Annotated in this window: 10 protein-coding genes and 18 tRNA genes (1 of these 28 cut by a window edge); 2 read left to right on the top strand and 26 right to left on the bottom strand. The window is 38.1% G+C overall.

The window, feature by feature from the left end; all coding sequences use genetic code 11:
* Positions 1 to 58 precede the first annotated feature (58 nt).
* The gene (locus tag I5818_RS04395) at positions 59 to 694 is read left to right on the top strand and encodes a TetR/AcrR family transcriptional regulator (protein WP_235849630.1); all 636 of its coding nucleotides are present in this window, start codon (positions 59 to 61) and stop codon (positions 692 to 694) included.
* Positions 695 to 709: 15 nt separating this feature from the next.
* On the top strand, positions 710 to 1,729 hold the full coding sequence (locus I5818_RS04390) for a 2,3-butanediol dehydrogenase (RefSeq protein ID WP_078110065.1): 1,020 nt from the start codon (positions 710 to 712) through the stop codon (positions 1,727 to 1,729).
* A gap of 104 nt (positions 1,730 to 1,833) precedes the next feature.
* Here I5818_RS04390 and I5818_RS04385 read toward each other — a convergent pair whose 3' ends face one another.
* From I5818_RS04385 to I5818_RS04260, 26 genes are all read right to left on the bottom strand, one after another.
* A complete protein-coding gene (locus I5818_RS04385; RefSeq protein ID WP_078110064.1) occupies positions 1,834 to 3,195 on the bottom strand; it encodes a M28 family peptidase in 1,362 nt (453 codons plus the stop codon).
* 555 nt (positions 3,196 to 3,750) lie between these two features.
* The gene (locus tag I5818_RS04380; RefSeq protein ID WP_078109699.1) at positions 3,751 to 4,509 is read right to left on the bottom strand and encodes a GntR family transcriptional regulator; all 759 of its coding nucleotides are present in this window, start codon (positions 4,507 to 4,509) and stop codon (positions 3,751 to 3,753) included.
* 162 nt (positions 4,510 to 4,671) lie between these two features.
* The gene (locus tag I5818_RS04375; RefSeq protein WP_078109700.1) at positions 4,672 to 5,490 is read right to left on the bottom strand and encodes a PfkB family carbohydrate kinase; all 819 of its coding nucleotides are present in this window, start codon (positions 5,488 to 5,490) and stop codon (positions 4,672 to 4,674) included.
* A gap of 16 nt (positions 5,491 to 5,506) precedes the next feature.
* On the bottom strand, positions 5,507 to 6,361 hold the full coding sequence (locus tag I5818_RS04370; protein ID WP_071975295.1) for a carbohydrate ABC transporter permease: 855 nt from the start codon (positions 6,359 to 6,361) through the stop codon (positions 5,507 to 5,509).
* A gap of 2 nt (positions 6,362 to 6,363) precedes the next feature.
* Positions 6,364 to 7,248 carry a carbohydrate ABC transporter permease gene (locus I5818_RS04365; RefSeq protein WP_071975297.1) on the bottom strand — a complete coding sequence of 295 codons (885 nt, stop codon included), beginning with the start codon at positions 7,246 to 7,248 and terminating at the stop codon, positions 6,364 to 6,366.
* A gap of 87 nt (positions 7,249 to 7,335) precedes the next feature.
* The gene (locus tag I5818_RS04360) at positions 7,336 to 8,613 is read right to left on the bottom strand and encodes an ABC transporter substrate-binding protein (RefSeq protein WP_071975299.1); all 1,278 of its coding nucleotides are present in this window, start codon (positions 8,611 to 8,613) and stop codon (positions 7,336 to 7,338) included.
* Between the two features lie 190 nt (positions 8,614 to 8,803).
* Positions 8,804 to 9,778: an SIS domain-containing protein gene (locus I5818_RS04355; protein ID WP_078109701.1), complete on the bottom strand. Its 975-nt coding sequence runs from the start codon at positions 9,776 to 9,778 to the stop codon at positions 8,804 to 8,806.
* A gap of 489 nt (positions 9,779 to 10,267) precedes the next feature.
* A complete protein-coding gene (locus I5818_RS04350) occupies positions 10,268 to 11,923 on the bottom strand; it encodes an FAD-binding dehydrogenase (RefSeq protein ID WP_078109702.1) in 1,656 nt (551 codons plus the stop codon).
* 270 nt (positions 11,924 to 12,193) lie between these two features.
* A tRNA-Arg gene (locus tag I5818_RS04345) sits at positions 12,194 to 12,267 on the bottom strand.
* 6 nt (positions 12,268 to 12,273) lie between these two features.
* Positions 12,274 to 12,348 (bottom strand) — tRNA-Asn (locus I5818_RS04340).
* Positions 12,349 to 12,368: 20 nt separating this feature from the next.
* A tRNA-Ile gene (locus I5818_RS04335) sits at positions 12,369 to 12,442 on the bottom strand.
* A 13-nt stretch (positions 12,443 to 12,455) separates the two neighbouring features.
* Positions 12,456 to 12,529: transfer RNA gene (locus tag I5818_RS04330), tRNA-Gly, on the bottom strand.
* A gap of 11 nt (positions 12,530 to 12,540) precedes the next feature.
* Positions 12,541 to 12,614: transfer RNA gene (locus I5818_RS04325), tRNA-Cys, on the bottom strand.
* A gap of 9 nt (positions 12,615 to 12,623) precedes the next feature.
* A tRNA-Gln gene (locus I5818_RS04320) sits at positions 12,624 to 12,698 on the bottom strand.
* A 17-nt stretch (positions 12,699 to 12,715) separates the two neighbouring features.
* Positions 12,716 to 12,791, bottom strand: a tRNA-His gene (locus tag I5818_RS04315).
* 7 nt (positions 12,792 to 12,798) lie between these two features.
* Positions 12,799 to 12,874: transfer RNA gene (locus I5818_RS04310), tRNA-Phe, on the bottom strand.
* Between the two features lie 69 nt (positions 12,875 to 12,943).
* Positions 12,944 to 13,020 (bottom strand) — tRNA-Asp (locus tag I5818_RS04305).
* Between the two features lie 22 nt (positions 13,021 to 13,042).
* A tRNA-Ser gene (locus tag I5818_RS04300) sits at positions 13,043 to 13,135 on the bottom strand.
* Positions 13,136 to 13,140: 5 nt separating this feature from the next.
* Positions 13,141 to 13,213, bottom strand: a tRNA-Ala gene (locus tag I5818_RS04295).
* Positions 13,214 to 13,233: 20 nt separating this feature from the next.
* Positions 13,234 to 13,310, bottom strand: a tRNA-Arg gene (locus tag I5818_RS04290).
* An 84-nt stretch (positions 13,311 to 13,394) separates the two neighbouring features.
* A tRNA-Leu gene (locus I5818_RS04285) sits at positions 13,395 to 13,480 on the bottom strand.
* 9 nt (positions 13,481 to 13,489) lie between these two features.
* Positions 13,490 to 13,564: transfer RNA gene (locus I5818_RS04280), tRNA-Gly, on the bottom strand.
* A gap of 40 nt (positions 13,565 to 13,604) precedes the next feature.
* Positions 13,605 to 13,677: transfer RNA gene (locus tag I5818_RS04275), tRNA-Lys, on the bottom strand.
* Positions 13,678 to 13,850: 173 nt separating this feature from the next.
* Positions 13,851 to 13,926, bottom strand: a tRNA-Thr gene (locus I5818_RS04270).
* A 155-nt stretch (positions 13,927 to 14,081) separates the two neighbouring features.
* Positions 14,082 to 14,157 (bottom strand) — tRNA-Val (locus tag I5818_RS04265).
* Positions 14,158 to 14,177: 20 nt separating this feature from the next.
* Positions 14,178 to 14,244: transfer RNA gene (locus tag I5818_RS04260), tRNA-Glu, on the bottom strand; it runs 8 nt beyond the window's last position.

The following is a 14,244-nucleotide window of genomic DNA, read 5'->3' as shown; positions in this document are numbered from 1 at the left end:
CTTCAAGCATCGCCATATTGACAGAAAATAATAGAGGAGTATACTGATAATTGAACGTTTGTTCAAAACAATTGTTCAAAAAGAGGTGAGTCCATTCAAACAGAAAAAAGATCGCGAAAAAAATAAAGAAGTGAAGGAACAGATCCTTCAAGCTGCAAGGCTGTTATTTTCTAAAAAAGGATATGATGGAACAACAGTTAGGCAAATTTGTGAAGAAGCTAATGTTTCATTGGCTCTTATCTCCTATCATTTCGGTGGAAAAGAAAGCGTTTTTTACGAAATCTTTGAACCGATTCGACACACATTTATGAATATGAACTATGATCTATCTAATTCTTTAGAAGCATTAAGCAGCTTTTGTAGACATTTTGTTTTATTCAGAATAGAGCATCATGAACTTATTAATATATTGCAGCAGGAGCTGGTAATGAATAGCTCGAGGCTAGAAATGCTAAAGGATGTCTTTTGGCCATCCTGGGATCAGTTGCAAGTAATATTAGAAGAATGTAAAAAACAGCATACGATTGATTTTCCTTCAGTAGAAGTTGCAGTGAATTTTATTATGGGAACATTAATGTTTTCCTATAACAATCCATTTCTTAATCGTTCACAGCCTGAACTTTCCGCTGACACGATAGCAGACCTAGCTGTTCAATATATTATAAAAGGACTTCAGACGGCTCAACATCAATGAAAAGAGGAATAAAAAGTGAAAGCAGCAAAAATTTATGGACCAAAGGATATTCGTATCGAAGAAGCAGAACTTCCATCACTTGAAAAAGGAATGGTTAAAGTAAAAGTAGAATATGCAGGGATTTGCGGAAGTGATATGCACGAGTATATAGCTGGTACTTACCCAATGAGAACACAACCTGTTTTAGGTCATGAATTTGCGGGTACGGTTATCGAGGTAGCAGACGGTGTGTCAACGATTAAAGTAGGTGACAGGGTGGCTGTAGAACCACTAATGCCGTGTGGGAAATGCGATAATTGCCAGAGAGGTTTTGTAAACTTATGTACTCAGCGCCAAGGATATGGATATACCGTTTCAGGTGGATTTGCTCAATACGCCGTTGTTAAACAAGAAAATGTGTTTCTATTACCTGATAATATGAGTCTACAACTTGGTGCACTAGTTGAACCAACGGCCGTTGCTGTTCACGCAGTACGTCAAAGCCAATTAAAACTTGGTGATACAGCTGCTATATTTGGGGCTGGCCCAATTGGATTATTATTAATACAAGCAGTTAAAGCCGCAGGAGCTAGTGATATTTTTGTTGTTGAAGTTTCCGATGAGCGACGTGAAAAAGCATTAGAATTAGGGGCTACCTATGCCATTAATCCAATTGAACAAGATGCCGTTGCGTTCATTAAAGAAATGACAAACGGAGGGGTTAATGTAGCCTATGATGCTGCCGGTGTTCAAGCTACCTTTACAAGTGGTGTGAACTCAGTTCGTCCTGGCGGTGAATTTAAAGTGGTAAGCGTATGGGAAAAGCCTGTTAGCTTCGATCCTAACACCATTGTTCGAACTGAAGCCAAAATTAGTGGCTCCTATGCTTATATCCGTTTATTCCCTGAAGTTATCCGATTACTTTCTCGTGGAATGATTGATGGCAATGCCGTAATTACAAGTGAAATTGCATTAGATGATATTGTTGAAAAGGGCTTTGAATTACTGACGAATGATCGTAGTCAATGTAAAATACTTGTAAACATGAATTTATAGACCATTAAACTTTGAATAGTTTTTAAAAAAAAAAATGGGGGCTGTCATACTTTATTAGGCAGCCCCCATTTTTTTATTATTCAAAGCCTTATTGGCTAAATAGCTTAATCAACTGGACGATCCTCAAAAGGATATTTGAGAATGGCAGGAGTGTCCGGACTAGCAATATGGTAAACAGAAGTACCAATAATTTTAGCTACTTGAAGCAATTTCTTCTTATCAATTTTATCCAATGTATCTGTTGGTTTGTGATAGGAAGGTTCAACAGGTGAATGAATAAATAATGCTGATGGGATTCCCAATTCATGGAATGGCTGATGATCACTGCGACCTAGCTGCCCATATGGGAGAACTTCATTAAAAAGATTTTTACTCGCGTTCGCTCCTAAATCGGTAACTAGATTCTTCTTCCCATCGATTGTATACATGATTAATCCACCAAAAGGCTTGTCCTTTCCTGCATCACGAGCACCAATCATATCCATTTGGAAATGGGCAACCATTTTATCTACATCGGATTTCGGCAAGGAAGCTGCATAATAAGATGAACCAACAAGGCCCCGCTCTTCCGAACCGAAAGTAAGGAATCGAATCTCCGTATCCGTTTTTTCCTTTGCAAATACTCTCGCTAATTCAAGGACTGCTGATACACCAGAAGCATCATCATTTGCTCCCGGTCCCCCACGAACAGAATCGTGATGAGCACCGACCGTTAAAATCTGTCCAGTATTTTTCTTTGAGTTCGCTTTCTTCGTTGCGATAACATTATATGAGGTCTTTTCAATTTTTTCGATATCTACATCGATAGTAGCTGAAAGCTCTTTTCCTTTTAATTGCTCGGCTAGTTTCAGCCCCTCCTCTCTCGTAATTGCCACAGCAGGAATCGTTTGCCCCTCACCTACTTGTCCAAAACTATTACCCTCTGCAGCACTATTGTACATAATGACGCCGACTGCACCTTTATCCAAGACATTTTTAACCTTTTCTACGAAAGATAAATCCCCTCTTTCAATTAACGCAATCTTTCCTTTCACATCCCCGATTTCTTCAGGACTCGCTTTTCCCACATTTACTAGAGTGGCTGTCACCTTTCCGCTCGCACTACCACTAAAAGCATGTGGCTTCTCACTTACTTTTGCATCCCCGACGCTTACAAAAACATGTTTGGTATTGTAATCATAGATTGGAAACGGCTGTATCTCTGTTTGATAGCCAAGTTTTTTGAATTGACCTTCAATGTACTTGACTGCCTTTAGCTCCCCTTCTGTTCCTGCCTCTCTCGGTTCCTTTGATAAAAGGGCAATGGTATTGTACATATTATCTGCACTTATTTTTTTTAATAGCTTATTCTCTAATTTCACTTCATATTGAATAGTTGGGTTAGCAGCAGTTGTTTGTGCATGAACTGCACCACCAGATAAAACTAGCCCCGTTGCCAAAATGAATGCAACTGATTTTCTTTTCAATTCGTTCCTCCCCTTTCAAAAAAGTTAGTTTTATTATCCGTATATCGAAATATTTTGTAAATTAAAATAATTATACAAATCCTTTTAAAATCCAACATAACTAGCTATTTTTTTTTATTGGAACACGTTATTTATCGTTATTCACTTCCATATGAACTAGGAAAAAAATAATAAATTTTTCTTTAATATTTATTAGACTATAAGAATAATAGTCTAATTCCCTACCTTTTCATCTTCTTTTACTAGATTCGATTATATATTCATCATTCAGCATTTTTCGAGAATAAACAGGAAGAAAGGACTGGCAGTTCTTCTACAATTCCATAATGCAAATTCATATACGCAGATTAGAAAGAAGCAAGCTGAGTATAAGTGCTAGTCAAAAATGTAGAAAGCTTTTTTGATGCAAGGGTATGGGGTAGGAGAAAACAAAAAGAGGAAACGGGGCAACGGAGATTATGTAACAATCCTATGAATGACAGCAAGACTTGCCCCAACAGTCTCAAAAAACTTTAGGTGTAAGTTCATTTTTTTCGATACAAAAGTGAACACGTTTTAAAAAGGCATTTCATCATTAATATCAACATCTATATAAAAGTTCACCTTATTTGTCAAAAGATAGTACACTGAGTAATGCACAGGTTTTTCCTTCTTATCCTTAATTAATTTCTTGATTTGAATAACGGGTTCTACTCTAGGAATCTCAAGGAACTTGCTAATTTCTTGTGAAGGATTAATAACCTCCATTTCCTTCCTCGCCTTCCCAAACATTATTCCATAATCATTGTGAATAATTTTAAATGTGGAGACATTATCCTTAATTTTTTTAGAAATACCAGGATAAACATCACAAGGTAAGTAAGCGTAGTCAATACTAAAAGCACGGTTTCCATCTCTAATCAATCTAACTAACCTTACAACTTCAAAAGGTTCCTCACGTTCAAATAATTCCATTAACTTCTCGTCAGCTATTTCAATTTGATTGACTAATACCTCTTTTGTAAAACTACTTTCGCTCGTTGATAACCCATCGGTAAAACCTTGTAAATTTAAAATATGAATTTTTTGTTTGAAGCTTTTAACAAACGTACCTTTACCATGAATAATTTCAATGATTCCTTCATTTTCAAGTTCCTTTAGCGCTCTTCTAATTGTAATTCTACTTGTATTAAAGGTTTCAATTAATTCCTTTTCACTAGGAAGTTTCTGACCGGAAACCAGCTCTTCCTTTTGAATCATTTCCATAATACCCATTTTTACTTGATCATATAAAAAAACAGGACTATCTACTTTAACGGATTTTTCCTTAGTCATAAGTTACCTCTTCACAAATTTTCTTACTATTACTATACCTTAAAATAGTAAATATTTTAACATTTCATGTAAACGAATATAGTTCAAAAGATACAATTATACTCTCTATATCAAAAAAAATAGCCTCTACACCATATAGAGCATAGGCTATAAATGACCAATCTATTCTAAATCCATCGGGTATCCAAACCCACCATAAAATCCACATGTTTGGCTGGCACTTTTAGCGGCAAAATCCAGTGCATCTAAAATATTATGATGATTGTAATAGGCTGTCATAAAACCACCAATAAAACTATCTCCAGCACCCATCGTATCAACGATTTCTGTTTGATATACTTGTTGATAGTATCTATTACCTTGATAAATAAAAAGGGCAGGCTTAGAGCCACGAGTAATTCCAATAGTCTCCAGATTATACTTTCCTAACTCATCCACTAACTTTTCTAATTGATCATCAGTTAAATGTGCCCCTGAGAAAAACCCGTGTGTTATATAAGGACATACTCTTTCAAGATAAGCTCGATCATGAATATCTGAAAAATCAAAGGACACCTTAATATAGTTTGATAGGCTTGGGAGTTCTTCTTCTATAGATGAGTAACAACTAGTGTGACAAACATCAAACCCTTTAATATATTCATAGTCCTCAGGGATTAGTTTTAACTTCACGATATGTTGGACTGTATCCTTAGGACCACCTACAAATACTCGATCACCATCTTCAGTTAGATTAACACGTGGCTGACCGCTTATTCCCTCAACGACCCTTGACCGATGATAAGGGATACCTTCTAGCTCCAGAACGCTCTTTAAATGTGCTGCTTTATCGTCAGTAGCAAAAACCCCAATATAGCTTACTTCCTCTGCACCGGATCGCTTACAGTTTACTGCAACATTAACACAATTTCCTCCCGGGTAGTATTTTCCTTGATCTAAATAACAATCTACAACATTATCTCCAATTGTGATTATTTTCATCGTATCTTCCTTTCTTTTAACCTTTTACAGATCCTTCAGATAACCCTCTTACCAAATATTTTTGTAGAAAAATGAGAAGTATAACCATAGGGATCGAAGCAATGACCATACCAGCTAGGAGAACACCCCAATCTGTCCGTAAAGCATCTCTAAAGTTCATTAATCCAGAAGGAATCGTTTTCAACGCTTCAGAATCAATAAAGATTGTTGCAAATAAAAATTCATTCCATGCATAGAAAGCCGTTAATACTACTGTTGTAAGTAAGATTGGTAGAGACATTGGTAGATAGATTCTCCTATATATACCAAATTCGGAGCATCCATCAATAATAGCCGATTCTTCAAGCTCCTTGGGAATGCTTAAAAAGTAACCGCGAATCAACAGGATAGTAAGTGGCAATCTATACGCGATGTAGGGGAGTATTAATGCCCATCTTGTATTAATTAATTCAAGTGAACTTAGGATGTTAAATAAAGGGATTAATGCAACCTGTGGATTCATCATCATACCGCCAATGATGAAAATAAGTGCAAGGTCAATGAGTCTAGTACGATATCTTGCCAATGCAAATGCAGCCATGGAGCCAATAATCAAGACAACAATAATCGTTGTTCCAGTGACAATGAGACTATTCATAAAATAACTTGAGATTCCCTTTGACCAAGCAATTGAGTAGTTTTCAACAATCCAAGTACTTGGAAATCCCCATACATCATTATATATCTCATCATAGCTTTTCATTGAAGAAATAACCATCCAAATCAGTGGATAAAGAATGGTGATTGCAAAAGCGATCAACATCAGCATGGCGAAAAATTCCCCAGGGCCAAATTTTCGAATTTTACTAGATGATTTTTCGAGCTTCACCAATTTTAATCACCCTTTCCAGTGCGGGATATTCGTATTTGAACCAGTGCGAGCACCGCTGTCAGAATAAAAATAATAATCGCTAATGTAGATGCATAGCCCATATTATCTTTCACAAATCCTGTCTGATACATATGAACAGACATCGTCATAGAACTGAATCCTGGACCACCATTTGTTAGAATATAAGGTTCATTGAAAACGAGCATTGATCCTGTTATTGTAATCAATGTATTAACAAAAATAGCCTCTCTTACTTGAGGTACTGTAATACTAAAAAACTTCCTAATCTTCCCTGCCCCATCAATTTCAGCAGCCTCATACATATCCTTAGGAATCTTCTGGATCGAGACGATAAATAACATCGTGATAAATCCAATACTTTGCCATTGTGACATGGCAATGACTGCATAAATGGCTGTAGTCGAATTACCTAACCATACTTCAGCCAGGCTATCCAAACCAATTAATTCCAGAAAACTATTTAAAATTCCCATCTGTGGATTATAAACAAAACCAAATAATAGAGCGATGACTGAGATTGAAATCATCACTGGGATGAAATAAACAACTCTAAAGAATGGTGCAAATCTACTAAACACCTTATCTTCTAGAATATAAGCCAATACTAAAGCGAAGCCCACCTGTAAAATAACAGAAATAATTATATACTTGATGTTATTTAACAATGAAACACTTACTACCTTGTCCGTTAATAGCTCCTTAAAATGATCCAAGCCAACAAAAGATTTCGTTTTTGAGAAAACAGAAAAGTCAAAGAAGCTATTATAAAAATTCTGTATTAATGGAAAGTATACAAATATAAGCAAAAAAATAACACTTGGTAGCAAAAACAGCACAGGAATCATATTAAACTTCCTTTTATACATTTACTCCCCTCCTAAATTAATCTGATTTTATAAATTCCCTAAGACTCAGGAAAAAAAATTTCTGAATCTTAGGGAGGGGATTAACAACTATTTTTTCAACCGCTTTGCTTCAGCTTGAACTTCTTTCATAATTTCTTTAGGAGTCATCTGACCATTTGCTAATGACTGGCCGCCTCTCATAAAAATATCTGCAATCTTGATATTAACGGCATTATCAAACCATGGAGTGGTAGTAGTAGCATTTGAAACAATCTCAAAAGCTTCCATTCTAATTGGCGATGTATTTTCCTCGTCTACAGCACCGTTTATTGCATTCAATTGTCCATCTGTTTTGGTAAATTCACGTGCTGTTTCTTCAGAAGTTAAGAACTTCAAGAAATCGATTGCTTCTTTTGGAGCGTTCTTACTTAGCATCCATCCTTCTGGCGCCCCCGTAAGTGCTCCTGGATCCCCTTTTCCACCCTCAACCGCAGGAAAGTCGAAGAATCCAAAATCCAATTTACTTTGATCCTCTACCATTTTAATTTCAGCGAATTGCATATAAACGATCGGAGCTTCGCCACTGGCAAACATATTTCTTGCTGCCTCATGGTCAATGGCTGTTGATACATCTCCCATATATTTTGTTAACTCTTTAAAGATTTCCAATCCTTTTATATAGCCTGGGTCGGTAAACTCACCAGTTTTTTCATTATAATCTTTTGCCATTACTTCAGGATCCAGAACCCTTTGAAAGATTGTCCCCATGTAATGAGAAATGGCCCATCCATTTGTTAATCCTTCTACTAATGGTGTTTCATAGCCCTCAGCCTTTAATTTATCAAGCACATCGATAAATTCGTTATAGGTTTTTGGAACTTGAATATTATGCTTTTTGAAAATTTCTTTATTATAGAAGAAAGCCTTTCCATCAACAGTAAATGGCACACCATACTTTACATCATCAAATGTAAAACCAGCAAATTGAGACTCAATGAATTTCCCAGACCATTCTTGGTCCTCACTTAAAATATCATTTAGTGGCATAATTCGATCGGATGATACGAGATTTAAAGCAAATGAATCTGACCAAGATGTGAATATATCCGGAAGATCATCATTAGAAACAAGTACTCTTATTTTCTCTTTATAGGAATCATTTAATACTGAATCTACTTTAATTTTTACATTTGGGTGCGCTTTCATATATTCTTTGACTTTTTGATCATAGAAAGATTTTCGTGGCTCATTTGGCCATCTATGAAAAAAATTGATTTCCACTACATCACCTTTTGATGAACTATTTTCCTTTTTGCTAGTGGAGGAGGAACATGCTGTTAAAGTCAATAAAAGAATAATTGTGACTATAGCAAATAATTTTTTCACCTATCTCACTCCTTATTATTCTAACTATTCTGATATTAATCAAGAAATTAATGGAGCGTTCAATTTAGATAGTGATACATAGTAGATTAGATAAACTTACAACTGAACTATATCCACATGAAAAACCTTTGCTTCCTAAAAAATTTTTTAGAATCAGTCATGCCAACCTATTGTTGATAGTAAACAAACATCAATATTCCATTTTCCACATGTAACGTCTTACAGATAATGGATGTCCTGTATGTTCAGCTAAACCATCTGCATACTGTCTTAAAACTGCCCCGGCAATTGCTGGACCAAAATACTCTTTAAGATCTTCATCTATACCCGCATAGTCTAATTCGGTAATATCAACAACTTCCACCTTATCACTAAATTTTTGCGCGAATGTTATAGCTCTTTCATCTAAAGGTCGAGTTGGGCCTTCTCCTTTAATAATCAAAAACGGAACATCAAAGTCAGTTGCCTCAAATGGTCCATGGAAATATTCACCTGAGTGGATCGCATTCGAATGAATCCAAAGCATTTCCATTAAGAGGCAGCTAGTAAAAGAATAGGCCTGGTGATAATAAGCGCCGCTCCCAATCGTATAGATGAGCTTCTCCCGTTTATATTCACTACCGAATTTGAATGCTCTATCATATGTTAGTTTTTTATTCGTTTCAAAAAGATTTTCAAGATTCTTTAATTGACTTAATAATCTTTCATATTTTTCATTTGGTGTTAGCGCGTTAAGAATTCCAAATATCAGACTGTAATAGACACCTGTTTCACCATCAATTACATCAGAGCCATCTTTATAATTGTAATGGACAATATACTCTGCTTCCTTACACAGAGGAGATTCTACATCCATTGAAATAGCTATGGTTACGGCTCCCTTTTCCCTTGCAAATTTTGCTGCAGCAACAGTTTCCGGTGTTGTTCCTGAATGAGAACGAAGAATAACCACACTTCCTTTTCCAAGACCACGCGGATTCATATGAACAAATTCATTTGACGTGTAAACCTTACTAGGAACGGAAATCTCCCTACTTAAGAAATAATCTCCTGTTGCAAGGGCTGCCATAGATCCTCCACAAGCTACAAAATAAAAGTTCTTTACATCTGTTGCTTTAACTGCATTGACTGCAGACGCAATTTGGTTTACATGTTCAGTTTTCATGATGATACCTCCCCGTTATTTTTAAGACGTCATATGATGTCTTATAAAAAAATAATAAACACATCCTTATTAATTGTCAAATGTTTTTGAAAATTAAATCATATTATTAAAAATCTATTTTTTGTGTTATCTATTGTTAAATAACAAATCTTTCTACCAATAAAAAATAATTTTCAGTCTATTTCTGGATCCCCTGCTAATGAACTTTCTATCTCTTATAAATACTCTATCTAGCAAATAGTAGATTCTTTACAGCAAAAGGGCTGCCTCTTTTATGAGACAACCCTTTTAAAAATCATATTTTAATATCCAGCTACTTACTCATTATTTCCTATTTTACTATACTTCTCAGTGCAGTCTTAAATAGCTTTTTCTGAGCTCTTATCTCCTTTAAACTATCCAAATCTATAAAAAATTAAGGAATGAATCAAATTCATTTATGTGTCACCGCGAAACTTTCTCATAATCAATAATCCATTAATAAAGAATCTAGTCAATATCCATCGCTATAGCTCTCCCAGCTATTCTTCCTGAAAAAAGACAGCCTCCCAGGAACGTCCCTTCCAATGAACGATACCCATGAACACCACCTCCGCCAAAACCGGAGGCTTCTCCTGCTGCATATAGCCCTTGGATGGCATCCCCTTCTAAATTAAGCACGCGACCTGATAAGTCTGTCTGTAAACCTCCCAAGGTTTTACGGCTGACAATTCGTAAGCGGACAGCTATAAGTGGTCCATTTTTTGGATCAAGCAGTTTATGTGGTGGAGCTACACGAATTAATTTATCACCAATATAATTCCTAGCACCACGGATCGCCGTAATCTGAAGATCTTTCGTGAAAGTATTCTCTATTTCACGGTCACGTGCAATGATTTGTCTCTCAATGTCTTCTAGTATCAGCAAGTTTTCACCGGTCAACTTATTCATTCCGTTGACTAAATCGTCAAGTCGATTAGCAATAATGAAATCTTCACCTTTATCCATAAAAGCTTGTACGGGTTCAGGAGCACCCGGTAATGCCCTTTTCAGTACTTTTCGAATACTTTTTCCAGTTAGATCGGGGTTTTGCTCAGAGCCTGAAAGTGCAAATTCCTTTTCGATAATTTTTTGCGTTAAAATAAACCAAGAATAATCATAACCGGTCTTTTGAATCGTCTCAAGCGTGCCTAATGTATCAAAGCCCGGAAAATTTGGAGTAGGGAAACGCTGTCCACGTGCATCCAACCAAATGGACGATGGACCCGGAAGGATTCGAATCCCATGATTGTTCCACACAGAATTCCAATTCTTTATTCCTTCAGTATAGTGCCACATACGATCTCGATTTACCAATCTTCCTCCTGCCTTTTCAGTAATACCAAGCATCCTTCCATCCACATGTGCAGGTACGCCACTAAGCATTTTCTTAGGTGGAGTACCTAAACGACTCGGCCAATTCCTGCGAACCAGATCATGATTCCCTCCTATCCCACCACTTGAAATTAAAACCGCTTGACTACGATATTCAAAAGTACCAATAACCTCCTTACTACTAGCCTCACCACGGGCTGCAGAGCTAGGGACCAAAATCGACCCGCTTGCACCATTAATCACACCACTTTCTTGAATTAAATGATCCACTTGATGACGTGGTTTATACACAACCATTCCATTTCTAATATGCTCCAAAACTCTTTTCTCAAATGGAGCAACAATCCCTGGTCCTGTTCCCCATACAATGTGGAAACGAGGGACTGAATTTCCATGACCTTCTGCTAAATAACCACCACGTTCTGCCCAGCCTACAACAGGAAAGAAACGGACACCCATATTATATAACCATTGACGCTTCTCTCCAGAGGCAAACTCCACATAAGCTTCAGCCCATCTTCTAGCCCAATAATCCTCATCATCTTCGCGATCAAAGCCTGCCGTACCTAACCAGTCCTGCCATGCTAATTCTTTTGAATCCTTTATACCTAGCCTTCGCTGTTCAGGAGAATCAACTAGAAATAGACCTCCAAATGACCACCAAGCTTGCCCTCCAAATGATGCTTCTGGTTCCTGATCAAGTAGCAGGACCTTTTTTCCCGTATCTGCAATCTCTGCAGTTGCCACCAATCCTGAAAGTCCAGCCCCAACGACAATAACATCGAATTCCATAGATACTCCTCCACTCCATTTCCACTTTATTTGAATCTATCATATAATTGAATATTCCGAAATTTATTTTGTTAATTTTTTTACTATAAAGTATTTGAACTAGTAAAGAATTGTAAGTAGACAACCAAAATAGAACAGAAATACAGAAGTACCTCATCATTAAAGAAAAACAGTACATTAAATAACTGATTGTTTACTCATACTGAGAATAGGAATAACATATTGAAGAAAATAAAAAAAGCTCATTCTTTAAAGAATGAGCTTTCTATACGCGCCTTAGAGGATTCGAACCTCTGACCCACAGCTTAGAAGGCTGTTGCTCTATCCTGCTGAGCTAAAGGCGCATAAATTGGCTCCGCAGGTAGGATTCGAACCTACGACCGATCGGTTAACAGCCGATAGCTCTACCACTGAGCTACTGCGGAATACTTAAATATAAAAATAGTGGGCCTAAATGGACTCGAACCATCGACCTCACGCTTATCAGGCGTGCGCTCTAACCAGCTGAGCTATAGGCCCTTTATGTATTTTTTGGAGCGGGTGATGAGAATCGAACTCACGACAACAGCTTGGAAGGCTGTAGTTTTACCACTAAACTACACCCGCATCTTTATTATTGGAGGCAGCAACCGGATTTGAACCGGTGATAAAGGTTTTGCAGACCTCTGCCTTACCACTTGGCTATGCTGCCTTAAAAAGATGGCTGGGCTAGCTGGATTCGAACCAACGAGTGACGGAGTCAAAGTCCGTTGCCTTACCACTTGGCTATAGCCCAAAAAATAGTAATTAAAATGGGGCGGATGATGGGAATCGAACCCACGAATGTCGGAACCACAATCCGATGCGTTAACCACTTCGCCACATCCGCCATAAAATGGTGGCTCGGGACGGAATCGAACCGCCGACACATGGATTTTCAGTCCATTGCTCTACCGACTGAGCTACCGAGCCATATATTATATCTTTATCTATATATTATTTTATATTCGCCATCTTTATCAACTTTTATTTTAATATAAATGGCGGTCCGGACGGGACTCGAACCCGCGACCTCCTGCGTGACAGGCAGGCATTCTAACCAACTGAACTACCGGACCATTTATTATTAATATATATTAATGGCGGAGGAAGAGGGATTCGAACCCCCGCGCGGTGTAACCCGCCTGTCGGTTTTCAAGACCGATCCCTTCAGCCAGACTTGGGTATTCCTCCGAAAGTGGAGCCTAGCGGGATCGAACCGCTGACCTCCTGCGTGCAAAGCAGGCGCTCTCCCAGCTGAGCTAAGGCCCCATATAATGTTTGGTTTTAAATGGCGCGCCCGAGAGGAGTCGAACCCCTAACCTTTTGATCCGTAGTCAAACGCTCTATCCAATTGAGCTACGGGCGCATACATTATATCGTAAGATATTTTATGGAAGGATCTTTTGCTTTGCAAAAATCCTTAAATCTTTTACTTCGTAAAAATTTCTAGTGCCGAGGACCGGAATCGAACCGGTACGGTAGTCACCTACCGCAGGATTTTAAGTCCTGTGCGTCTGCCAGTTCCGCCACCCCGGCAAGGGTATTTGGAGCGGAAGACGGGATTCGAACCCGCGACCCCCACCTTGGCAAGGTGGTGTTCTACCACTGAACTACTTCCGCAAAAAGTACCTTTGTTAATTCAAAACCTTGCGAATATAAATGAGCCATGAAGGACTCGAACCTTCGACCCTCTGATTAAAAGTCAGATGCTCTACCAACTGAGCTAATGGCTCGTAATGAATATAATTAATAGTGTAAGCATGTACTTCAAATATAAATGCATCTACGACGTCCCAATCTCAGCAAGATTATTCAAGCTGTATCTCGATTGGTACGCTGATGTTACTCTTCGTAGCGTACTCGATCGTGCTCTACCAACTGAGCTAATGGCTCGTAATGACCTGAGTGGTGCCGGCCAGAGGACTTGAACCCCCAACCTACTGATTACAAGTCAGTTGCTCTACCAATTGAGCTAGGCCGGCATTTATAAATATTATCCCCTAACAGAGGTTTAGGTGCTATGGTCGTCCAGCTTTCAGTTTGCTTATTCAAGCAGCAGCTCAAGCCGTACGCTGATGTATTTCAAAGTCGTTTATTCGGTCGTGCTCTACCAATTGAGCTAGGCCGGCATTATATATGGTGGAGGATGACGGGATCGAACCGCCGACCCCCTGCTTGTAAGGCAGGTGCTCTCCCAGCTGAGCTAATCCTCCAATATGTATAATATATAAAATGGTGACCCGTACGGGATTCGAACCCGTGTTACCGCCGTGAAAGGGCGGTGTCTTAACCGCTTGACC

The sequence above is a fragment of the Heyndrickxia oleronia genome (assembly GCF_017809215.1).
Lineage (GTDB): Bacteria > Bacillota > Bacilli > Bacillales > Bacillaceae_C > Heyndrickxia > Heyndrickxia oleronia.
The sequence above is the reverse complement of the archived record's forward strand: the minus strand, read 5'-3'. Positions and strand labels throughout refer to the sequence as shown.